Source organism: Microcystis sp. 0824 (assembly GCF_003112475.1).
Classification (GTDB): domain Bacteria; phylum Cyanobacteriota; class Cyanobacteriia; order Cyanobacteriales; family Microcystaceae; genus Microcystis; species Microcystis aeruginosa_C.
In genome coordinates, this window is sequence record NZ_BDSM01000027.1 from 84,072 (window position 1) to 105,604 (window position 21,533).

The 21,533-nt window shown below is 42.9% G+C and carries 22 protein-coding genes; 9 read left to right on the plus strand and 13 right to left on the minus strand.

The genetic code is table 11. The features are described from left to right. The first annotated feature begins 280 nt into the window (after positions 1-280). Positions 281-742, plus strand: coding sequence for an Hsp20/alpha crystallin family protein (locus N0824_RS12045; protein ID WP_046660869.1), 462 nt, complete (start codon positions 281-283; stop codon positions 740-742). 102 nt (positions 743-844) lie between these two features. On the opposite strand, the gene N0824_RS12050 is transcribed toward N0824_RS12045, so the two are convergent. The 3 genes from N0824_RS12050 to N0824_RS12060 all read right to left on the minus strand — a co-directional run bounded on the left by N0824_RS12050 (position 845) and on the right by N0824_RS12060 (position 2,961). After that, on the minus strand, positions 845-2,059 hold the full coding sequence (locus N0824_RS12050; protein WP_108936922.1) for a DUF790 family protein: 1,215 nt from the start codon (positions 2,057-2,059) through the stop codon (positions 845-847). 78 nt (positions 2,060-2,137) lie between these two features. Then, entirely contained in the window at positions 2,138-2,482 is a 345-nt protein-coding gene (locus N0824_RS12055) for a hypothetical protein (protein WP_108936923.1), read from the minus strand. Positions 2,483-2,766: 284 nt separating this feature from the next. Continuing rightward, complete coding sequence (locus N0824_RS12060) at positions 2,767-2,961, minus strand: hypothetical protein (protein WP_002761266.1); 195 nt, start codon at positions 2,959-2,961, stop codon at positions 2,767-2,769. 358 nt (positions 2,962-3,319) lie between these two features. Between N0824_RS12060 and N0824_RS12065 the strand changes: the two genes are divergently transcribed. The 5 genes from N0824_RS12065 to N0824_RS12085 all read left to right on the plus strand — a co-directional run bounded on the left by N0824_RS12065 (position 3,320) and on the right by N0824_RS12085 (position 11,239). Further along, positions 3,320-3,670 (plus strand): STAS domain-containing protein, encoded by a 351-nt coding sequence (locus N0824_RS12065; protein ID WP_108936924.1) that lies wholly within the window; start codon positions 3,320-3,322, stop codon positions 3,668-3,670. 316 nt (positions 3,671-3,986) lie between these two features. Beyond that, positions 3,987-4,892 carry a CoB--CoM heterodisulfide reductase iron-sulfur subunit B family protein gene (locus N0824_RS12070; protein WP_108936925.1) on the plus strand — a complete coding sequence of 302 codons (906 nt, stop codon included), beginning with the start codon at positions 3,987-3,989 and terminating at the stop codon, positions 4,890-4,892. A 22-nt stretch (positions 4,893-4,914) separates the two neighbouring features. Further along, positions 4,915-5,247 carry a BON domain-containing protein gene (locus N0824_RS12075; RefSeq protein ID WP_108936926.1) on the plus strand — a complete coding sequence of 111 codons (333 nt, stop codon included), beginning with the start codon at positions 4,915-4,917 and terminating at the stop codon, positions 5,245-5,247. Between the two features lie 329 nt (positions 5,248-5,576). Next, entirely contained in the window at positions 5,577-8,129 is a 2,553-nt protein-coding gene (leuS, locus tag N0824_RS12080; RefSeq protein WP_108936927.1) for a leucine--tRNA ligase, read from the plus strand. Between the two features lie 287 nt (positions 8,130-8,416). Then, positions 8,417-11,239: a helicase-related protein gene (locus N0824_RS12085; RefSeq protein WP_108936928.1), complete on the plus strand. Its 2,823-nt coding sequence runs from the start codon at positions 8,417-8,419 to the stop codon at positions 11,237-11,239. Between the two features lie 132 nt (positions 11,240-11,371). On the opposite strand, the gene N0824_RS12090 is transcribed toward N0824_RS12085, so the two are convergent. The 6 genes from N0824_RS12090 to rpmI form a co-directional block, all read right to left on the minus strand. Then, positions 11,372-11,575 (minus strand): hypothetical protein, encoded by a 204-nt coding sequence (locus tag N0824_RS12090; protein ID WP_004162652.1) that lies wholly within the window; start codon positions 11,573-11,575, stop codon positions 11,372-11,374. Positions 11,576-11,736: 161 nt separating this feature from the next. Continuing rightward, positions 11,737-12,015, minus strand: a complete 279-nt coding sequence (locus N0824_RS12095) for a hemolysin XhlA family protein (protein ID WP_004162819.1) — start codon at positions 12,013-12,015, stop codon at positions 11,737-11,739. Positions 12,016-12,173: 158 nt separating this feature from the next. Continuing rightward, a complete protein-coding gene (locus N0824_RS12100; RefSeq protein WP_108936929.1) occupies positions 12,174-13,142 on the minus strand; it encodes a cysteine synthase A in 969 nt (322 codons plus the stop codon). Between the two features lie 6 nt (positions 13,143-13,148). After that, positions 13,149-14,105 (minus strand): PhoH family protein, encoded by a 957-nt coding sequence (locus N0824_RS12105; RefSeq protein ID WP_002772048.1) that lies wholly within the window; start codon positions 14,103-14,105, stop codon positions 13,149-13,151. A 13-nt stretch (positions 14,106-14,118) separates the two neighbouring features. Then, positions 14,119-14,466, minus strand: coding sequence for a 50S ribosomal protein L20 (gene rplT, locus N0824_RS12110; protein WP_108936930.1), 348 nt, complete (start codon positions 14,464-14,466; stop codon positions 14,119-14,121). Between the two features lie 31 nt (positions 14,467-14,497). After that, complete coding sequence (rpmI, locus tag N0824_RS12115; RefSeq protein ID WP_002781071.1) at positions 14,498-14,701, minus strand: 50S ribosomal protein L35; 204 nt, start codon at positions 14,699-14,701, stop codon at positions 14,498-14,500. Between the two features lie 208 nt (positions 14,702-14,909). Here rpmI and N0824_RS12120 point away from each other — a divergent pair, with 208 nt between their 5' ends. Beyond that, positions 14,910-16,085, plus strand: a complete 1,176-nt coding sequence (locus tag N0824_RS12120) for a transaldolase (RefSeq protein WP_108936931.1) — start codon at positions 14,910-14,912, stop codon at positions 16,083-16,085. A 235-nt stretch (positions 16,086-16,320) separates the two neighbouring features. Here the strand turns inward: N0824_RS12120 and prfA are convergent, their stop codons facing one another. After that, positions 16,321-17,421 carry a peptide chain release factor 1 gene (gene prfA, locus N0824_RS12125; protein WP_108936932.1) on the minus strand — a complete coding sequence of 367 codons (1,101 nt, stop codon included), beginning with the start codon at positions 17,419-17,421 and terminating at the stop codon, positions 16,321-16,323. Next, positions 17,400-17,579, minus strand: coding sequence for a hypothetical protein (locus N0824_RS21740; RefSeq protein ID WP_108936933.1), 180 nt, complete (start codon positions 17,577-17,579; stop codon positions 17,400-17,402). The genes prfA and N0824_RS21740 overlap by 22 nt, the downstream gene beginning before the upstream one ends. A 378-nt stretch (positions 17,580-17,957) precedes the next feature. On the opposite strand from N0824_RS21740, the gene N0824_RS12135 reads away from it, so the two are divergent. After that, positions 17,958-20,111 (plus strand): polyribonucleotide nucleotidyltransferase, encoded by a 2,154-nt coding sequence (locus N0824_RS12135; RefSeq protein ID WP_108936934.1) that lies wholly within the window; start codon positions 17,958-17,960, stop codon positions 20,109-20,111. 138 nt (positions 20,112-20,249) lie between these two features. Here the strand turns inward: N0824_RS12135 and rpsN are convergent, their stop codons facing one another. Continuing rightward, entirely contained in the window at positions 20,250-20,552 is a 303-nt protein-coding gene (gene rpsN, locus N0824_RS12140) for a 30S ribosomal protein S14 (RefSeq protein ID WP_002740009.1), read from the minus strand. A gap of 120 nt (positions 20,553-20,672) precedes the next feature. On the opposite strand from rpsN, the gene N0824_RS12145 reads away from it, so the two are divergent. After that, the gene (locus N0824_RS12145; protein ID WP_108936935.1) at positions 20,673-21,212 is read left to right on the plus strand and encodes an NUDIX hydrolase; all 540 of its coding nucleotides are present in this window, start codon (positions 20,673-20,675) and stop codon (positions 21,210-21,212) included. Here the strand turns inward: N0824_RS12145 and N0824_RS12150 are convergent. Continuing rightward, positions 21,205-21,387, minus strand: a complete 183-nt coding sequence (locus N0824_RS12150; RefSeq protein WP_108936936.1) for a hypothetical protein — start codon at positions 21,385-21,387, stop codon at positions 21,205-21,207. The genes N0824_RS12145 and N0824_RS12150 overlap by 8 nt on opposite strands. Positions 21,388-21,533: the final 146 nt, after the last annotated feature.

The window sequence follows — 21,533 nt, forward strand, 5'->3', positions numbered from 1 at the left end:
GCACGAAGTGGTCTCCCCATTTCCCACTCCCCAATTCATAATTTATAATTCCCAATTCATAATTTATAATTCATAATTCATAATTTATAATTTATAATTCCCACACCCCACTTCCCGACGCAAAACTTTTTCACCTAGCTCTAGTATAGGAGATAGTACGGGAATCTGGAAAAACTCAGTACCGAAAACCCTACCCCGGTCAGAGAATCTTTTATCTATCCTAAAAGTGTAGAGATAAACCAACATCTCTAGCGTTAAGAAAACTTCGGAGGTGACTTATATGGCACTTATACGTTGGGAACCTTTCAGAGAAGTAGAAGGCCTACAAAAAGAAATGAATCGCTTGTTTGACCGTCTTGTGCCGACTCATTTGGGTGATGGTGAAAAAATGGGGTTATCCTTCATCCCAGCGGCGGAAATGACCGAAACGCCAGAGGCAGTTCAGCTTAAACTGGAAATACCTGGTATGGAAGCCAAAGACCTCAACGTGGAAGTAACAGCCGATAGTCTGACCATTAATGGTGAAAGAAAATCGGAAATTAAAACCGAAGAAGAAGGATTTACCCGCACTGAGTTCCGTTATGGTAAATTCCATCGAGTTATTCCTCTACCGGTTCAGGTTGATAATACTAACGTGACCGCTGAATACAAAGATGGTATTCTCAATCTCACCCTCCCGAAAGCGGAAGAAGAGAAAAATAAAGTGGTGAAAGTGTCCATCAGTCCTGCCATTGCTCAATGATGTAGCACTCATTGTCTGGTCTTGAGCGAAAGAGTTGACCTAGTCTGATTAAACCAAAGCGGGAGTATTAAATCATACTTCCGCTTTTAGCTTCCTAACCTTTTAATTTAAAACTTCTAACACTGCTTGGGGTGATAATTTATCTTTAAACCAGATAACCTGAGCGGGTAGATTTTGGAATTTAACTCCAGCTTTTTCGAGATTTAACCGTTCCGATACGGCTAAAATTAGATTATTTGCTTGGGCCGATTTAACCTGTAAAAATTTCTTTTGTAGGTATTCTGGTCGCCAATAACCAACAATTTCTAGGAGAAAAACGCGACCATCGGGATGCACTAAACGGAAATCGGGAATCATCACTCCTCCGGGTAAAGGCACTAAATCCACTTCCCTTTCTAACTGCCATTCAGTTTTTAACTGTAACCAACGTTTAGCGAAAGATTCCTCTAACATACTATCGTAGGGTTTACCCGGGGAATAGTGGGACACCAGACCACAGTTATCCTCTAAATTGAACTGTTGTTTTTTAATAGTTCCTGTGTAGGAATCTTTGTACTGTAATTGTGCCTTCAGATTCCAGTGAGTGACATGGAGTAAGGCAGGAATTAATTTAGCGATTTCAATGCCATAACGACTATTAGCTTTAAATAAACTGGTGGGACCATCGATAGTAATAGTAAATCCCGTGTCGGCATCCCCTTCGATATAAGTCATTAAACGAAATAGTTTTAGATAGCGAAAGAGATATTTATATTCCCCCGGATCGTTGCGGTGGACGTTGATAATTAAATAACTGGCCCGATAAAAAATACCTTGAATTTGCGAGAGGTTAAAACGATGAATTAAGTTTTCGGGGGTGGGAGAATCAAATTGAGTGAGAATTTTATTCTCTGCTAAATCAGCATAGAGTCCTTTTTCTAGAGCTACTGGAAAAATTTCTTGATTTAATTCTTGGCTGAGTTGCTGGGCAATTTTCTCCAGAATTAGCGATCGATTTTGGGGAATAGGAACAAAGTTAGCCGCTTGTTCAAAAACTCTTTTTCTTAATTCCTGCGGTTCTAAGGGACTAATAATCTCAAAGGTGGCAAAATGATTGGTTAATAGGTGAGCAAATCCCCGTTTAATTTTATAATCGGGACTGTCTCCCTCCAAGATTAGGAGTTTTTGGCTTAATTCCCCCTTAGTTGCACCGATACTTTCCTGAAAACAGCTGATTTGTTCTTGAGCGATCGCCAGATAATCGCCAGCGAGGGGTAAGCGTTTGGGAATAATTGTCTCGCCATTTTGACGGGAAATCAATAAATCGGTCGGTAACATGGCAAGCTAGAGAAGAATAGTCAGATGGGGAGAGGTGGGACGACAGGGAAAGGTCGAAACCCCAAAAATCCCCCACTTCTAACTATTTTGGTCGAGATAACGCTCTAAATCCTCGATCACACGGGTTAATTCTGCTTCTGTGGTTAAGCGTAGGCGATCATCACGAACCGTTAACAAAACTTTAGCCGAAAAAGGATTCGGATAAATATTGGGATTACAAAACACTTCCAGAAACACATCACCAGTGTGTTGATATTCCATCGGTTTTTGGGGTTGGGGTTTACCCCCACTAGAGGCATTACTGGCGATCGCTTTTAGGCGATCGAGTAAAATGTTAATTTCCCTTTGCAAATCCAGAGCAGCACTGGGACTGAAACGAAAAGTAACGGAACCTTGCAAGAGATTAAGAGTTAAAGGAATCATCGAAAAAATCAGGTTAAGAGAAAGCCTGAAGTTAATTATATTAATTTGGGGAAATTTGGGGAAATTGGGTTTTGGGGGATTGTTCAGTCATCAGTAATCAGTAAACAGTAAACAGTCATCGGTGAGGTTCTTCGTTACTAGGTTCGGTTTGAGCGGGTGATCGCTAAATGTCTCTCCCTATAATGGTTTCATCCCTTATCACCCCTTCCATTGCAGAACAGGAACCGAAGGGCCATCAGTGAACTGAAAACTCACCACTGCTCACTGCTCACTGCTCACTGAAGTTACCGACGCGGAACCAGATTAATCCGGCCTTCGTCCATTTCATCCATGAGTAACTCGAGGGCCTCATAATCCACATCGGAAACGTAGCCAAGACGAGCGAGGAGTTCATTAATTCCGTTTTCGATTTCTGGTGTGATTTGACGATAATATAGGGCTTGTTCCACTAATTGGCGGATAGTCGGCTGGGTATCCACAATTTTCTTACTCTAGTTCGATAAATCTAGTTTCCGTATCCTGCTTTACTTTATTTCAGCAAAAATCCCGGTAGAATGCTGGGTCATCATCAGTGATTCGGGATTAGAGCTTAAACCTAGCGACTTTCCCCTGATGTTCCCCCTAGTAAGCCTTGATAACTGTTCCTCTCTAGCGCCTGGATTATAAGGTTAACCTAAAAGTGGTTCCTTCCCACAGGGTAAAGATTAAAAAAAGATTAATCTTTTCAGGAGAGAGAAAATCTATCAAGAGCGGGGTTGCAAAATCAGAAAGTTAGGACATAATAGCGTTATCTGATTTCCAGTTAAAAGGTTCATTTATGAATTTCAAAGCCAAGCCATGAAAAGTCCTGTAAAAGTCCCAGAAATAGCTCTATTTGAGCCAAGTGGCTATATTACCGCCGCTAACGTCCTAGAATTTCAAGAGCAGCTCACCAATCTGGTTAACCAGAGTAGCTCTGTCACTTTTCTCGTGGATATGAGTAGGGTGGAATTCCTTGACAGTGCTGGATTAATGGCTTTAGTTACCGCCTTTCGTCTGGCTCAAAGTCAAGAAAAATCCCTCAATATCTGTTCTATTCCACCTTCAGTCAAGATTATCTTTGAATTAACCCAACTGGACCGGGTTCTCTCGATTTTCCCTAGCCGTGCGGACTTTGATGCTGTCATCACCCTCCCCCAAGCGGCGTAAGCAGACAAAATAGCGTTTCTCGCCGCAATTTCTCGGCTACAATCTCAATTCTACCAGTAAATCACCTCTTGACTGGGCAGATTCCCATTTGTACAACCGACTCCTCAGGACAACAATTTTTCTCAAGGAGAGCCATTATACTGTTGAGATGGCTCTCCTCCTTTTGGGATATTATTTCTGGGGGCAAACTACCCTACACTTGTTCGGAGCAGCTCACAAAAAACTGTCTATTAAGAAATTCCATGACTTTAGTGATGACAGAGGGGAAGGGGGCCAAGATGGTAGATAGGTAATAAGTAGTAATTTCCTAGAATCCATGACAGTCAACAATCTCCAGTATGCTTATTTTCCCGGTTGTGTCGCCCAAGGTGCCTGTCGGGAACTATATTTATCCACGGCAGCCCTGACGGAAGCTTTGGGGATTAATTTAGTCGAACTCAAAAAAGCTGCCTGTTGTGGTTCGGGAACTTATAAGGAAGATTCGCAACTGTTGGAAGATGCCGTCAATGCGCGCAATATTGCCCTAGCGGAAGCCCTCAATTTACCCCTGTTGACTCACTGTAGCACCTGTCAAGGGGTGATCGGTCATGTGGATGAGCGCTTGAAGGAAGCAAAGCATAATAATCCCAATTATGTTGAGGAAGTTAATAATTATTTACAGAAAGAACATTGTTCCCCCTACCAAGGTACGACGACGGTTAAGCACCTACTCTGGGCAATTGTGGGCGATTATGGCTTAGATAATCTGGCGGCCAAGGTGGTTCGTCCCTTATCAGGCTTAAATTGTGCCGGTTTTTATGGTTGTTATCTCCTGCGGGCCCAGGATACTCTCCCCTACGATAATCCTTTTCAGCCGGAATCTCTAGAAAATGTCTTTCGGACCGTGGGGGCGAATCCGGTTTATTATCAAGGACGCACTCAATGCTGTGGTTGGCCCCTGTCCAGTTATGCCACCACCCAATCGTTCCAAATGGCAGGAAAACACATTTTAGAGGCGATGGCAGTGGGGGCCGATTGTTTAGTCACCCCTTGTCCTTTATGCCATCTTAATCTTGATTCCCGACAACCGGAAGTGGCAAAAGTGATTGGTCGAAGTTTAGGTTTACCCGTGTTACATTTTTCCCAATTGGTCGCTTTAGCGGTGGGAGTGAGTCCCGATCGTTTAGGATTAGATCGACACATCGTTTCGACCAAATCCCTCTTAAAGAAATTGGGGTTTTAGAACTCAATCAGGAGTGTTAGCAATGGATTGGTTAAAAAGAATTTTTGGCTTAGATAAACCGGCCAATGCCGCTAGTGCGATCGCAGGTAAAGCCGCTGCTGCCGGTATTCCCCCCGAAAGAGTCGGATTAGACGGAAAATACGACGAAAGCGGCCTAGCTAAACGAGTAGTTTTAGCTTTTGACGAGACACCAGATTTAGCTGATGAAGACAAATTATGGGTCGCTCAAACTGGTGGTAAAGTTGTACTAAAAGGCAAGGTTTCCAATCAGGCGAATTTAAATAAAATGGTAGCCATTGCCAGTAAAGTCCATGGGGCAACCAGCGTCGATACCAGTCAAGTAACTATTGGGTGAAGTCGAACGGCTGTTAACCTCTTGTAAAAATCAAAAATTGTTGTTAGGGTTAGGAGTCAGTAGCCAGTAGTCAGTAGTCAGGAGAATTAAGAATGAATAATAATCAGTTAAATGGTCTATTTACAGATTTTATGCGATTTAATCCTTATTTTTGACGTTTTTGAACCCTCAAAAGTTAATTATGCAAGAGGTTTAATATTCCCCTGGAAAATTAACCACTAAAACCCAGAGGGTTTTTGGCAGGGTGGATAACTCCAAGACTGGCAATCACCCCCAGCCGGCTGCGGTAAAATGGGAGGGATAGATAAAACTCAGGAGAAAAGACCCCAGTGCCGTACAACCCCGCAGAAATCGAACAGAAATGGCAGAAGATTTGGCAGCAAATGGGATTGGACAAAACCCCAGACAACGCCGATAAACCGAAATTTTACGCCCTCTCCATGTTCCCCTATCCATCGGGCAACCTGCACATGGGTCACGTTCGCAACTATACTATCACCGATGTGATTGCCCGTCTGAAAAGAATGCAGGGTTATCGCGTGCTGCATCCCATGGGGTGGGATGCTTTCGGATTACCGGCAGAAAATGCCGCCATTGAAAGGGGAGTTCCTCCGGCAAAATGGACAGACCAAAATATTGCCCAGATGAAACGGCAATTACAACAGTTAGGATTATCTATCGATTGGGAAAGAGAAGTTGCCACCTGTTCCCCGGAATATTATCGTTGGACCCAATGGCTATTTTTACAGTTTTTTGAATCAGGATTAGCCTACCAAAAAGAAGCGGCAGTGAATTGGGATCCTATCGATCAAACTGTGTTGGCAAATGAACAGGTAGATAGTGAAGGAAAATCTTGGCGATCGGGTGCTAAAGTAGAAAGAAAATTACTCCGTCAATGGTTCCTAAAAATCACCGATTATGCCGAACAATTACTGACTGATTTAGATAAACTTACCGGTTGGCCAGAACGGGTTAAAACCATGCAGGCCAACTGGATTGGTAAATCGGTAGGTGCTTATTTAGAATTTCCTCTTGTTAACTCCACAGAAAAAATTGCCGTTTTTACCACTCGTCCCGATACGGTTTATGGAGTCACTTATGTGGTACTTGCTCCCGAACATCCCTTAACTTTACAAGTTACCACTCCCGAACAAAAATCGGCCGTAGAAACTTTTATTCAAGAGATAGCCAGCGAAAGCGAATTAGAAAGAACCGCCGAAGATAAACCCAAACGCGGTATTAAAACCGGAGGACTGGCAATTAATCCTTTTACCGGTGAAGAAATTCCGATTTTAATTGCTGATTATGTCCTCTACGAATACGGGACAGGGGCAGTGATGGGAGTCCCGGCTCACGATAGTCGCGATTTTAAATTTGCTCGGGAAAATAACCTGCCAATTAAGATAGTTATTACTCCAGAAAGTGGCGAAATTGAGTTAAAAGAGGCCTATACAGAAGCGGGAATTATGATTAATTCCGCTCAATTTAATGGTCTGCATTCTACAGCAGGAAAAACCGCTATTATTGATTATGCCACTGCCCAAGGTTACGGCAAAGCTAGAATACAATATCGTCTCCGGGATTGGTTAATTTCCCGTCAAAGATATTGGGGTTGTCCAATTCCAGTTATCCACTGTCCTAACTGTGGAACCGTGCCAGTACCTATCGATAATTTACCGGTTACTTTACCGGAAAATGTCGAATTTAGCGGTCGAGGTGCTTCTCCTTTAGCCAAATTAGAAGACTGGGTAAATGTGGATTGTCCTCGCTGTGGCACTCCCGCAAAACGGGAAACCGACACCATGGATACTTTCATCGATTCTAGTTGGTATTTCCTCCGTTATACCGATGCTAAAAATGAAGATATACCCTTTCAATTTGAGAAGGTTAATGATTGGATGCCCGTGGATCAATACGTCGGAGGAATCGAACACGCTATCCTACATTTACTCTATTCTCGTTTCTTTACCAAAGTTTTAAGAGACCGAGGTTTAGTTAATGTCGATGAACCTTTTAACCGTCTATTAACCCAGGGAATGGTACAGGGATTAACCTACAAAAATCCCGAAACTGGCAAATATGTCCCCGCAGAAAATGTTATCTACAAAGAGGATAAATATTACGATAAAGACACGGGAGAAGTTCTTTCTTTCTTCTTTGAAAAAATGTCTAAGTCGAAATATAACGGCGTTGATCCTCTGAAAGTCTTGGAAAAATATGGGGCCGATACTGCCCGAATGTTTATACTTTTTACCGCACCCCCAGAAAAAGATTTACAGTGGGAAGATGCGGGGGTAGAAGGACAATTTCGCTTTCTTAATCGGGTGTGGCGTTTAGTCAGCGAATATATTGAAAATAAACCCAAGCAAGTCAAAAAAATAGAAACTTTCTCGAAAACTGACAAGGATTTAAGACGGGCAATTCACACCGCTATTAAAGAAATCTCCGAGGATTTAGAAGGAGATTATCAATTTAATACCGCCATTTCCGAATTGATGAAACTCAGTAACGCTTTAGGGGATAATAAGTGTTTTGCATCCCCCATTTATCGGGAAGGAATCGAAACCCTATTAATCTTACTTTCCCTCTTTGCTCCCCATCTTAGCGAAGAATTATGGCAAGCTTTAGGCCATAGCCAATCAATTCACCTGCAACCCTGGCCAAAAGTTGATCCTACTGCCCTCATTGTGGACGAGATTACCCTTGTCATCCAAATTTTGGGAAAAACCAGAGGCACGATACAAGTTCCCGCTAGTGCCGATAAAAACACCCTAGAAACCCTCGCCCTGGAATCAGAAATCGCCCAACGTTATTTAGAGGGCAAAGAAATCAAAAAAGTGATTGTTGTCCCAGGCAAATTAGTTAATTTTGTCGTGGTTTAAATGACAGTAATTATCACAATGGTAGGGAATTAAGAACCTTTTCAGTTATCACAGAAAACGGGTTTTTCGGAGAAACCCGTTTTCTGCTCATGCACTCATGCAAAAAGGGGAATAAATAATCAGTCTTTAATAACCAGATTTAGTAGAGAGCATCTCACTTGTGCAATGATTATTAATGCTTATAGCCGTCAAAAACTAGAAAATCTTCAACTTGATCACAAAGAGAAATGAGATTATAATAGTTATGACTTACGATTCAGAATATATCTCGATATTGAAGGTTTAATATGAAAGAATTAAAATCTTTAAATAACAACAGATTAAGCTGGTTTGAATCAGGTAAATCAATAGAATATATTACCAAATACTTAGAAGGCGCTAATCAAAAAATTCGCATTGCCACAGGCTTTTTTACGATTAAAGGTTGGAATTTAGTTCGGGGTTATACTACAGGAAAACAAACCTATATTTTGGTAGGTTTAGATGATCCAGGAGAGCAAAGGGCAAGGATGGCATTAATTCAAGAAATAATGAGAGATGTGCGTATAGGATTAGACAGAGATAGAAGAAAATCAGTTCTTGATATTATAGAAAAAATACAATCAAATCAGTTTGGAATTGTAGATGCCAGAGCCAAAGATCATCATAATAAACTTTACATCTGTGATGAAAAAGCGGCAATTCAAACTTCGTCAAATTTAACTGGTAAAGGATTAAGAGAACAAGTTGAAGGTGGTAATATTATCACTGATAAAACAGAGGTTCTTGCATTAGTTAAAGAATTTGATGATTATTTTGCTGAGGCTAAAGATTTAACTCAAGAACTATTAGAAATTTTACTAAAATGGTTACAGTTTGCTGCACCTTGGGACATTTATCTCAAAACTATGTTGGTTTTAGAAAATATCCAGCCTCCCAAAACTAGATATTCTAAAAAGCCACTTTCCTACCAAATTGACATGATTGCCCAAACTTTACGACAGATCAAAAACTTTGATGGCTCAATGCTGGTTGCTTCAACTGGACTAGGCAAAACTGTTGTAGCGGTTCATGTAGCTCTTCATTTACGAGATGAAGATTTAATTGATAATATCATGGTTATTGGACCTAAAGCCGCCCGCAGCAATTGGCAAAAAGAAATGCGGGAAGCGGGATTACCCTGTGATTATTTTGTGCGACAAACTTTTGATAAAAAAGATGCTAAACAAGATCATGCTTTGGAATTATTTGAAGAGATTTTAGAAGATATTAAAAATCAGCGTTGGTTATTAATTATTGATGAAAGTCAAGAATTTAGAAATCGATTTAAACAAGATTTATTTAATATTACTAAAAAACCAAAAGAAAGATTAGCTTTTATCAAACTTAGAGAATTAGTAAAAAAGGGTAATCTTAAAGTTTTACTTTTAACTGGTTCACCTTATGCTAAAGATATTGAAAATATCAATAATCAACTTTATCTACTTCCTCACACTTGCGAAAGTAAACCTCAAGAATTTGACTATTTCTTGGAAAATTTCCCAGAACATAATCATTTATTTACAGAAGAAAAAAAAGATATTAATGCTTGGTGTATCAACGATATAGATGAATTTATTAATCTTTCTGTGGCTAGTCAATTAACAACTCCTCACGTTGCTAAATATTATGGTCAAAAGCAAGAATCGGAAACCTATATTAATTTTGGTGAAGAAAGACGTTATGTGCCAAATATAATTCTTCATAGCATTAATTTTTCTCTGATTCTTCAAGATGAATTGACTGAAGCAATAGTCAAAGGTTACTTTAACCTTAAATCTAAAAATATCATGTTTAAAGATTTATATAATCGTTCAGTTAAAATTGCATGGGCAAGTTCGCCCCTCTCACTTCAAGGAGTTTTAGAAAGGATTGCTGATACTCCAGGTGGGGAGAATAGCTATCAGTTTGAGAAACTTGAATTTATGGTTTCTCGTGAAGATAGAGAAAATTTTTTAAGACCTATTATTACTGAACTTAAACGAATCAATCAGAACCTTAATCAGAATCTTGATCTAAAAGTTAAAATTTTGTCTGCTCTTATCAAAGAACAGGTATTAGAAAACCAGCAAAAAGTAATTATTTTTTGTGAAAGAAGAGCTACAGTTGTTTATCTTTCTCAGCACTTTAAAAAGAATTTTCCCTCTTTAAAAATTGCATATACTATCGAGCAAAGCGAAGATGAAAAAAAATATCAGATGAAAGATAGTAGAGAGATTGAACAATTAATTAAACAATTCGCTCCTTATTCTAATAAAATAACTGAGAAATTTACCGAAAATTATGACATTTTTATTTCAACTGATGCCCATGGTGTTGGTGTCAATATGCAAGATGCTTCAGTAGTCATTAATTATGATATTGATTGGACTCCGATCGCACCAGTTCAAAGAGCGGGAAGAATTTTACGTTTCTGGCATTTACCTCGCATCGTTCACATTTATACTTTTGTGCCAACACTAAGCGCAAAGAATAGTAACACTGCACTAAATTATGATTTAGTGGAAATTCAAAAACGATGGAAAAATTTAATGTCTCGTCATCAAGAATCAAAAAAAGTAATTGATTTACCTGTTTTAACTATTGCGGAAACTCAAGAAATTAATATTTCTGAAATGGCATCTCAAGTGACGATTGAATCTGGGGAAATCAATCTTAATGCTTTAGCAGATTTAGACATTTCTCCTTATTATCAACATACAGCAAAACTTCAACTTAATCGTGATTATGCAAAAACTTTATCTGATGATTTAATTAGTGCTAAAATATATTCAGAAAAACATCCCTTACTTTATCTATTAGTTTTACATAAGCAAAATTATCACGGCATTTTTTATAATCCTATTACTAAACAATTAGCTGAACCTGATATTGTTAAAATTTTAGATAAAATTGCCTGTGAAGAAAGTACGCCAGCCGCTAATGTTGACCATGATTTTATTGAAAATTTAAGTGATATTTGTCTTCAGTATTGGTGTCAAAAAAATAAAGTTTTAGCCGATGATGTTGAGCGAATTTGTGCATTATATTTAAAGCCTGAAAACGAAGATGATGATCTAAAATTACTTTTAAATTCAATCAATACTCAATAAGAATAAAATGCTCATCCCCGACTACATCGACAATAAAACCCAAAACCCAAAACCCAATTTGTCGATTTTGAATGAACGGCATATCCCTCTTCTGATTGCTTGAGATTGACTTGATATTGCATATTTTTAAGATCATCCCGTCCTTAATAAAAATTTGGGCAAGACTATTATTAGTATAACATCACCTAAGCATTGCGCTACTGCTACCATTACCTGTACCAACCCCTCATCCAGCAATTCCTGATTTTTCTGCACAATGCGGGGTTCATCGCCATCATTGCAGGATAATAGCTGATTAATCAGGTTTAGGTATGTTTGGGTGCGTTGTTCATTCATGGTGTGGTAGATGGGGAATTGATGGGTAGGGGCGAAGCATTCGGATAAGAAATTTATGGTTTCAGCGATATGTTATTGTCCGAATGCTTCTCCCGTACAGGGATTTTCTGCAATTTGAGGAATCACTGTTGCACAAGGCGGTTCAAAATTCATTATCTTAATTATGATTGAGGAAAAGGGAGAATAATATAGCGAATCACTGTTCCTATTAAAGCTGTTCCCAAGATGCCGATTAACGTCCAAATCTGGGCTTTCTGAGAGCCTTTTAATTCTTTTGTATCTTCTTTTACCCCTTCAATATCTTTTTCTAAACTATCGACTTTTTCCTCTAATCTTGCCTGTACTATTTTAATATCCATAACATCTTTTTGTAGATTATCCAACTTCTGATTAATTGAACCTAAAATTTCTTTGAGATCCTGTTCTATAGTAACTGACATCTGATGATTCTCCTAATAATGATATTGATCAGTATTGTTATCTATCTTGTCTTAATTGCTTGCCCAACCGAAGCGCCTCATTTTCCCTTGCTGCCTTCCCTCATTGTTGCCCTCCCCCTCCCATTATCTCCACTAATTTATGAGCCGATAATTCCTGATTAAGCCAATCCTTTCTCAGCCAACCATTGAGGATTATATAAACGAGATTGATAACGGGCCCCACCATCACAAAGAACAGTAACTATGGTGTGGCCTGGCCCCATTTGTTTAGCTAAAGCCACGGCAGCAGCGACATTAATACCCACAGAACCCCCCATAAATAAACCATCTTTTTGTAATAGTTGATAAACAACTTTAATGGCAGTGGGATCATCAATTTGAATGGCATCATCTATGGGTGCGCCTTCCATATTAGCGGTAATACGACTATTACCAATCCCTTCAGTAATTGAACTACCTTCCAGGGTAATTGTCCCGGTTTTCACATAACTATATAAACCGCTACCCATCGGATCCGCCACCACACAACGCACCTGCGGATTTTGGTCTTTTAAAAACATCGCCACCCCCGCGTAGGTTCCCCCGGTTCCCGTGGCAGCCACCCAAGCATCAATTTTACCGTCGGTTTGTTCCCAGATTTCCCGGCCGGTGGTTTCGTAGTGAGCGCGACGATTAGCCAGATTATCGAATTGATTGGCCCAGATAGCATTTTCCATCTCACTGGCCAATCTCCCCGATAATTTAACGTAATTATTGGCATCTCGGTAGGGAACCGCGGGAACAGTACGCACTTGGGCGCCAAGGGTTCTTAAGAGGTCGATTTTCTCTTGGGATTGGGTATCGGGAATGATAATCAGGCATTTATAACCCTTAGCATTGCAGATATGGGCCAAACCGATGCCAGTATTGCCGGCGGTTCCTTCGACAACGGTTCCCCCCGGTTGCAGAGTACCGGCTTTTTCCGCTTCTTGAATAATATATAAAGCGGCCCGATCCTTGACCGAACCACCGGGGTTAAGAAATTCGGCCTTACCGAGAATCTCGCAGCCGGTTTCCTCGCTAAAACTATTGAGACGAATTAGGGGAGTATTACCCACCGCATCGACGAAACCATTTTTAATATCCATAATCTGTTATTTTTCGTGCTGTTCGTAAGCTGAGACGATTTTTTGTACTAAGGGATGACGCACCACATCGGCCCGGGATAGGTAACAAAAAGCGATCCCTTCTACTGATTTTAGGATTTTTTGAGCGGCAATTAACCCCGATTCCTGTTGTTGCGGTAAATCGGTTTGAGTGACATCTCCAGTTACTACCATGCGCGAACCGAATCCCAAGCGCGTTAAGACCATTTTTAACTGTGCTGGGGTGGTATTTTGGGCCTCATCAACAATAACAAAAGCATTAGCTAGGGTTCGTCCCCGCATATAAGCTAAGGGAGCGATTTCGATTTTACCCCGTTCCATCAGGTCGGGAATTTTGGCCGCTTCGATAAATTCGTATAAAGCATCGTAGAGGGGACGCAAAAAAGGATCGACTTTTTGCTGTAAATCCCCCGGGAGAAAGCCTAATTTTTCCCCCGCTTCCACGGCCGGCCGGGTGAGGATAATCCGTTCTACTTTATCTTCTAATAGAGCTTGTACGGCCAAAACGGCGGCTAAAAAGGTTTTCCCCGTGCCGGCAGGTCCAATACAAAAGGTGATATCGTGACTTTGAATCGCTTGAATATATTGACGCTGACGGAAGGTTTTTGCCCGAATTAGCTCCCCGCGACGGGTACGAGCGAGAATATCCTGCTGTAGTTCTTTATACTCGCTAGAACGCCCCGTATCGAGGGCATGGATAGCGGTCATAATATCGGCTTCGGCGATCAACTTGGCCTCTTGCCATAAAATACTTAAGGAGCGCACAATCGCTGTGGCACGCTCCACCGGGGTTGGTTGTCCCGCAATCCGCAATTCCATGCCTCTGAGGACTAAATTCGCCCCAGTTTGCCTGGCTATCAATTTGAGGTTAGCTTCTTGATGACCCGCTAAAGCGATCGCACTTTCTGAACTGGGGAATTGAATCGTTTGCCAAGTTTCCGTCATGCTTGGGGCTAAATTATCCTTTGGCTGTTTCTACCACTTTAGCAAAAGCGACGGGATCGAGGATGGCTAATTGGGCCAACATTTTCCGATTCAGGAGGATATTAGCTTTCTTTAATTGTCCGGTCAGTTGGCTGTAACTGATGCCCTGTTGACGGGCAGCGGCGTTAATGCGGGTAATCCAAAGACGACGAAAATCGCGTTTACGTTTGCGACGGTCTCTATAGGCATTCCGCAAGGCCTTCATTACCTGTTGGTTAGCTGTACGGAATAAGCGCGAGTGAGAACCGCGAAAACCTTTGGCTAATTTGAGAATTTTTTTACGTCGCTTGCGGGCGACATTCCCCCGTTTTACTCTAGACATGATAATCCTTTAGACGATTTTTCTGGAAAATTTACAAATAGGGCAACATTAAGCGCACTTCCTTCTCGTCGCGCTCGTGTACCAGGGTAATCTGGGACAAACGACGGCGCTTGCGTTCGGCACTTTTATGATCGAGTAGGTGATTTTTGAAGGCTTTGCGACGTTTGATTTTTTTGCCGCTTCCCGTGGCCTCGAATCGTTTGGCCGCCGCCTTTCGCGTTTTTAGCTTGGGCATAAACTCCGTTTTATTAAATCGACACAATCACTAATACTATCACAAATAGAGGACTTTGGGCAAGAAGTGGCCCAAAGATTCCAGGCTTATCCCGACTTTGGCCAGGTCTGTGCTTGGGAATTAAATCAATCGGGAATTTTTCCCTTCCTCTTGATCGAATCGCTAAGATCTAGATAAAGTCTCGCGTTAACACGCATCTGGAGAAGTTATGGCTAAAACCCTACTAGAACAATTACGGAAATTTACAGTGGTTGTTGCCGATACCGGCGATATCCAAGCGATCGAAGCTTTTACCCCTCAAGATACCACCACTAACCCCTCCCTGATCACGGCTGCGGCCCAAATGCCCCAATATCAGCCGATTGTCGATCAAACCCTGCAAGCGGCCAGAAAAGAATTGGGAAAGCAGGCCAACCCAGAAGATGTGGCCACATTAGCTTTTGATCGCCTGGCCATCGGTTTTGGCCTACAAATCCTGCAAATCGTCCCTGGCCGCGTCTCCACCGAAGTAGATGCTCGTCTTTCCTACGATACCCAAGCTACCATCGACAAGGCCCGTTATCTCATTTCCCAGTATGAACAAGCAGGTATCTCTAGAGAAAGAGTCTTAATTAAAATTGCCTCGACTTGGGAAGGGATTAAAGCCGCAGAAGTCCTCGAAAAAGAGGGAATTCACTGTAATTTAACCCTATTATTCGGTTTTCATCAGGCGATCGCCTGTGCGGAAGCGGGAGTAACCTTAATTTCTCCCTTTGTCGGTCGGATTCTCGATTGGTATAAAAAAGAAACCGGTAAAGACTACGTTGGCGCTGAAGATCCCGGAGTCCAATCCGTTACCCAGATCTATAACTACTATAAAAAGTTTGGTTATAAAACCGAAGTTATGGGGGCAAGTTTCCGCAATATCGGTGAAATTTGCGAGTTAGCCGGTTGTGATCTTTTAACCATTTCCCCGAAACTTCTGGAACAGTTGCAAGGGACAGAAGCCGATTTACCCCGTAAGCTCGATCCAGACCAGGCCGCAACCCTTGATATTGTCAAAATTGCCATGGATCAAGCCACTTTTGAGAAAATGCACGCCGAAGATGCCATGGCTTCCGAAAAACTAACCGAAGGTATTCAAGGTTTTACCAAAGCTTTAGAATTATTAGAACAATTGCTGATTCAACGTTTAACCCAGTTGGAAGGTCAGTCAACCCTAGAACACGCCGCCGAAGATATTTTCCGAGTCTATGATCATGATGGGGATGGTTTCATCACCCGGGAAGAATGGGCGGGAACCGATGCGGTATTCGATGCGATCGATATTAACCATGATGGGAAAATTTCTCCCGATGAGATCGCTGTCGGTTTAGGTGCAGCTTTTCGTTTAGTGGAAGCATAGAATTAGTCGTGAGTTGAACTAACCGGCATCAGTCCCCACCCGCACTCACCCACCGGTGGGGAAAATGCAGGGAGTGGGGAGTTTTTTGTTGTGAACAGTCAACAGTAACCAGCAATCAGTAAACAGTAATCAGTGGGGTGTGGGGAAGTGGAGCATTTGGCTGAAATTTCCCTAAACCCCTAAACCCCTATCACCCTATCACCCTATCTCCTGTCTCCTGTCTCCTGCCTCCTGATTAAGCTGTCTCTTGGGCAGCGGCTAATTCCGCCAGTTTTCCCTGTTGGTCCTTGGCGATACAGGATTGGATCACCTCTTCGATGTCGCCGTCTAAAATGCGATCTAGGGAAAAATTCTGATTTAAGCGATGATCGGTGAGACGATTATCCTTATAGTTATAGGTGCGAATTTTTTCCGAACGGGAACCGGTTCCCACCTGAGAGCGCCGCATGGAACTAACCGCTTCCTGTTGTTCCTGTAACTTCATATCGTACAATTTCGCCCGGAGAATCTGCATAGCTCGTTCCCGGTTTTGCAATTGCGAGCGCTCCTCGGTGCAAAAAACCCGGATTCCCGTGGGTTTATGGATTAAATCGACCGCAGTTTCCACTTTATTGACATTTTGACCGCCTGCTCCCCCAGATCTAGCCGTGGTTAACTCAATATCCTTGGGATCGATATGCACTTCCACATCGTCCACTTCTGGCATAATTGCCACGGTAGCGGTGGAAGTGTGGACGCGACCACTGGCTTCCGTCAGAGGAACCCGCTGCACCCGATGGACTCCCGCCTCAAATTTCAGCTTACTATAGACGTTATCGCCTTTAATCTCTAAGATTGCCTCTTTAAATCCTCCCATATCCGCCGGAGATTCACTCAAAAGGCTAACTTTCCATTTTTGAGTTTCGGCATATTTTGAGTACAAACGCACTAAATCTCCCGCCCAAATACTGGCCTCATCTCCCCCGGTCCCAGCGCGAATTTCCAGCATGATATTCTTTTCATCAAGGGGATCCCGGGGCAGCAGCAGAATGGTTAATTGGTCTTCCAAAGAGGCGATTTTTGCCTCTAATTCTGCCACTTCTAGGGCGGCCATGTCGCGTAATTCGGGATCGCTGGCGGATTCTTTGAAGATTTGTTTCGCCCCGATTAAATCCTCTTGACTTTTTTGCCAAATTTCGTAGGTGTTGACCGTTTCCTCTAGGGAAGCGCGGGATTTGGCCAGACGATGCAATTCACCCGGATTACTGGTGACATCGGGATCCGCTAGACGACGGGTTAATTCTTTGTAGGTCTGTTCTACAGATTGCAGTTTGTTTAGTAAATAACTTTCAGCCATAATCGATAGCCATAAATAGGGTTAAACGGGGTTAATTGGAAGATAACCCGCAAATTCACTGGATTAGAAGCGTCTGACAGATAATAGAGACGCAATCCTTTTAATTGTCTTAATTTTCTTTGTCTGGGGTTCTTCAAGCTAGGAAAAATCCCGCTCAACTGCTGACAGTCAGTCAGTTTTGCTAATACTTAGAAATATTTTTAGGCCAGCAAGCGGCAAGGGAAGACATTTTTTTTCTTAACCAGATTATTCCTATATCTGAAACTATCATTTTTTTGCCGTTTTGAGCAAGTAATCTTAAATCCTGTTTAAAAGCAAGGAGTGGGGTGTAGGAATTATAAATTATGAATTATGAAGTGAGAAGTGGGAAGAATAAATAAAAATAATCTCCTGACCCCTGACTACTGACCCCTGACTACTGACTCCGAACCTTCTTAAAACTGATCACTGAATACTAAACCTGCTGGAAAGGGGTACAAAAAATGCTAGGATGGCGACAGCACAGAGAAAAGTGAAAGAAAGGAATATAGCTTTACATGGAAGAGTTTGACAAGTCAATATCCTTTGATGGCAGGGATATTCGACTAAAAATAGGGCTTTTAGCCCCCCAAGCTGGCGGGAGTGTTCTGATCCAATCGGGAGAAACGGCGGTTTTAGTGACAGCAACCACAGCCAAAGCCAGAGAAGGAGTAGATTTCCTGCCCTTAACCGTTGACTATGAAGAAAGATTATATGCCGCCGGGCGCATACCGGGAGGATTTTTGCGTCGTGAAGGTCGTCCCCCGGAAAAAGCAATTCTGACTGGTCGTTTGATCGATCGCCCCCTGCGCCCCCTATTCCCCAATTGGATGCGGGATGATATTCAGGTGGTCGCTACGACCCTCTCAATGGATGAGGAAGTCCCCCCGGATGTTTTGGCCGTTACCGGAGCCTCCGTGGCGGTTCTGTTGGCGGGGATTCCCTTCCAAGGACCGATGGCAGCGGTGCGCGTCGGTTTACTGGGGGATGAATTTATCATCAATCCCACCTACAAGGAAATCCATAACGGAGAATTGGATCTAGTGGTGGCCGGTAGTCCGGAAGGGGTGGTGATGATCGAAGCGGGAGCCAATCAGTTACCGGAACGGGATATTATTGAGGCGATCGATTTTGGTTATGAAGCAGTGCGCGACCTGATCACCGCTCAACGGGAATTGATCGATCAGTTGGGTATTCCCCTCGTCACCCGAGAAGCACCAGCAGTAAACGAAACCGTGCATAATTTCCTGAGAGAACAAGCTAAAGAGGAAATTAAACAGATTCTCTGTCAGTTTACCCTCAGCAAAACCGAACGGGATGAGAAATTAGAGGCGATCGAAAATCGGATCAAGGAAACTATAACCGCTCTCCCCGACGAAGATCCCTTAAAAGCTCCAACGCTGGAAGAGCCGAAGTTAATCGGTAATCTCTTTAAGGATCTGACCAAAAAACTGATGCGCGCCCAAATTATTGAGGATGGGGTGCGGGTTGATGGTCGCAAACTGGACGAAGTACGCCCGATTTCTTGCCGGGTGGGAGTTTTACCCCGTCGGGTTCACGGTAGCGGTTTGTTTAATCGCGGTTTAACCCAAGTGCTTTCGATCGCCACCCTTGGCACCCCCGGTGATGCTCAGGATTTGGGCGACGATCTCCATCCCGAAGACGAAAAACGCTATCTTCATCACTACAATTTCCCACCCTTTTCCGTCGGTGAAACCCGTCCGATGCGTTCTCCCGGCCGTCGAGAAATCGGTCACGGTGCTTTAGCGGAAAGGGCGATCGTGCCTGTCCTCCCCCCCCAGGAGGAATTTCCCTATGTGCTGCGGGTGGTGTCGGAAGTCCTCTCTTCTAATGGTTCCACCTCCATGGGTTCCGTGTGTGGTTCTACCCTGGCGCTGATGGATGCCGGTGTTCCCCTGAAAAAACCCGTTAGCGGTGCGGCCATGGGTTTAATTAAAGAAGGGGAAGAAGTGCGGATTTTGACCGATATCCAAGGTATCGAGGATTTTCTGGGAGATATGGACTTTAAGGTGGCTGGCACTGATTCCGGCATCACCGCTCTCCAGATGGATATGAAAATCCCCGGTTTAACCATGGAAGTGGTGGCCAAGGCGATCGAACAAGCTTTACCGGCCCGCAAACATATCCTCGAGAAGATGTTAGCGACCCTAGAAAAACCCCGCGCGGAATTATCTCCCCACGCACCCCGGTTATTGACGATCAAGATCGATCCAGATCTAATCGGGTTAGTAATCGGGCCGGGTGGTAAGACGGTGAAAGGGATTACTGAACAGACCGGCACGAAAATCGATATCGATGACGATGGTACTGTGACTATTTCCTCCACCGATGGGGAACAGGCCGAAAAAGCTAAACGACTGATCTACAATATGACCCGCAAACTCAATGAGGGTGAGGTTTATCTCGGTCGCGTGACTCGCATTATCCAAATCGGCGCTTTTGTGGAAGTTTTGCCGGGGAAAGAGGGAATGATCCATATTTCCCAATTGGCCGAGGGACGCGTCGGTAAGGTGGAGGATGAAGTGGCCGTGGGGGATGAGGTGTTAGTCAAGGTGCGCGAGATCGATAGTAAAGGTCGTCTCAATCTCACCCGTCTCGGTATTCATCCCGATGAGGCCGCTGCTGCCCGTAAGGCTGCTACTGTAGTCTAGGTAAATTTTCTGTTCATGGTTAACTCTCGATCGCTCGATCGAGGGTTTTTATTTTATCGCTAAAATTGCTTAAAAACAGCAATAGAGACGCAAAAACCACGCCTCTATCCCGGTATTTTCCCTAGATATTGTTTCTGACTACCAGCTAGACTTGACCACACCGGGTAAAAGACCTTGGTGGGCCCATTCCCGTAAAACGTTGCGGGATAAACCAAAATCGCGATAGTATCCTCTCGGTCTGCCGGTCGTTAAACAACGGTTGCGGTGACGACTGGGGGCGCTATTGCGGGGTAATTCCTGTAATTTTTGGTGAATCGCCAGTTTTTCTTCAAAATCCTCGGCGGTACGGAATTGTTCTTTTAGTTCCGCTCTTTTAGCTTCGTATTTTTGTCTGAGACGAGCGCGTTTTTTCTCGCGTTCTACCATCGATTTTTTTGCCATGGGGTTTCTCGAAAAAGATTTAACCTGTAAAGACAGCATTTTCCATTATAACCTGAAACACCGGTGACAAAGGTGACATTTCTTGATATTAATTCTTAAAGTCCTAGTTGCAAATTTTCTATGTCTGAACCGCCTCAATTGCTCCAACAACGTCTTTTTTATCAGGGTCGCGTCTTTCAATTTGAAGTCTCGAAACTGCGTTTACCTAACGGTGTCGAGGGAGAATGGGAATGTGTGCGTCATCCGGGGGGTGCTTTAGCAGTTCCAATCACCAAGGAAGGTCAATTAGTTTTAGTACGTCAGTATCGATTTAGTTTGCAAGCTCGCATTCTGGAATTTCCCGCCGGGACGATTGATGAAGGAGAAGACCCCGCTACGACGGTAAAACGAGAATTAGAGGAAGAAGCGGGCTATCGGGCCCACAGTTGGCAATCTTTGGGTAAATTTGCCCTGGCACCGGGTTATTCCGATGAATACATCTATGCTTTTCTGGCCCGGGATCTGGAAAAATTAAGCTTGCCCCCCGCTCAAGATGCCGATGAAGATATCGAAGTGGTTTTTATGAGTTTTGAGGAAATGGAATCAGCGATCGCACGGGGAGAATCGATCGATGCTAAAACTATTACTAGCTTCTATCTGGCCCGTTTAGCTCTTAATTAATCTTTTCAATCACCGTTTGTCCCAGTTGAATCAACTCAAAACCGATAAAAAGGCTTAAAATCACAGTGACAGCCTGATTAAGTAGGGGTATATTGCCTTTGCCTAGAAAAGAGGCGACGAATTTGACCACAACCAAAACGAGAGCGCTAACAACGGCGATTTTGACGGCTATCATAGACTAATTTTTCCTCACGGTTAACCAGATTATACTATTTCTAGACTTTTTCTGGCTAGTTTCATCTTCGGCTTGATACAAAATTTAGCATTTTGGTGGAGAGCGCTCCTGTCATTGCCAAAAATGCCCTGGTTTTTGTTAAGAAT

Excerpts from the sequence above, each read along its gene's own strand:
- N0824_RS12045 (WP_046660869.1), top strand. The coding sequence starts at position 281 with ATGGCACTTATACGTTGGGAACCTTTCAGAGAAGTAGAAGGCCTACAA.
- N0824_RS12050 (WP_108936922.1), bottom strand. The coding sequence starts at position 2,059 with ATGTTACCGACCGATTTATTGATTTCCCGTCAAAATGGCGAGACAATT.
- N0824_RS12055 (WP_108936923.1), bottom strand. The coding sequence starts at position 2,482 with ATGATTCCTTTAACTCTTAATCTCTTGCAAGGTTCCGTTACTTTTCGT.
- N0824_RS12065 (WP_108936924.1), top strand. The coding sequence starts at position 3,320 with ATGAAAAGTCCTGTAAAAGTCCCAGAAATAGCTCTATTTGAGCCAAGT.
- N0824_RS12070 (WP_108936925.1), top strand. The coding sequence starts at position 3,987 with ATGACAGTCAACAATCTCCAGTATGCTTATTTTCCCGGTTGTGTCGCC.
- N0824_RS12075 (WP_108936926.1), top strand. The coding sequence starts at position 4,915 with ATGGATTGGTTAAAAAGAATTTTTGGCTTAGATAAACCGGCCAATGCC.
- N0824_RS12085 (WP_108936928.1), top strand. The coding sequence starts at position 8,417 with ATGAAAGAATTAAAATCTTTAAATAACAACAGATTAAGCTGGTTTGAA.
- N0824_RS12090 (WP_004162652.1), bottom strand. The coding sequence starts at position 11,575 with ATGAATGAACAACGCACCCAAACATACCTAAACCTGATTAATCAGCTA.
- N0824_RS12095 (WP_004162819.1), bottom strand. The coding sequence starts at position 12,015 with ATGTCAGTTACTATAGAACAGGATCTCAAAGAAATTTTAGGTTCAATT.
- N0824_RS12100 (WP_108936929.1), bottom strand. The coding sequence starts at position 13,142 with ATGGATATTAAAAATGGTTTCGTCGATGCGGTGGGTAATACTCCCCTA.
- N0824_RS12105 (WP_002772048.1), bottom strand. The coding sequence starts at position 14,105 with ATGACGGAAACTTGGCAAACGATTCAATTCCCCAGTTCAGAAAGTGCG.
- rplT (WP_108936930.1), bottom strand. The coding sequence starts at position 14,466 with ATGTCTAGAGTAAAACGGGGGAATGTCGCCCGCAAGCGACGTAAAAAA.
- rpmI (WP_002781071.1), bottom strand. The coding sequence starts at position 14,701 with ATGCCCAAGCTAAAAACGCGAAAGGCGGCGGCCAAACGATTCGAGGCC.
- N0824_RS12120 (WP_108936931.1), top strand. The coding sequence starts at position 14,910 with ATGGCTAAAACCCTACTAGAACAATTACGGAAATTTACAGTGGTTGTT.
- prfA (WP_108936932.1), bottom strand. The coding sequence starts at position 17,421 with ATGGCTGAAAGTTATTTACTAAACAAACTGCAATCTGTAGAACAGACC.
- N0824_RS12135 (WP_108936934.1), top strand. The coding sequence starts at position 17,958 with ATGGAAGAGTTTGACAAGTCAATATCCTTTGATGGCAGGGATATTCGA.
- rpsN (WP_002740009.1), bottom strand. The coding sequence starts at position 20,552 with ATGGCAAAAAAATCGATGGTAGAACGCGAGAAAAAACGCGCTCGTCTC.
- N0824_RS12145 (WP_108936935.1), top strand. The coding sequence starts at position 20,673 with ATGTCTGAACCGCCTCAATTGCTCCAACAACGTCTTTTTTATCAGGGT.
- N0824_RS12150 (WP_108936936.1), bottom strand. The coding sequence starts at position 21,387 with ATGATAGCCGTCAAAATCGCCGTTGTTAGCGCTCTCGTTTTGGTTGTG.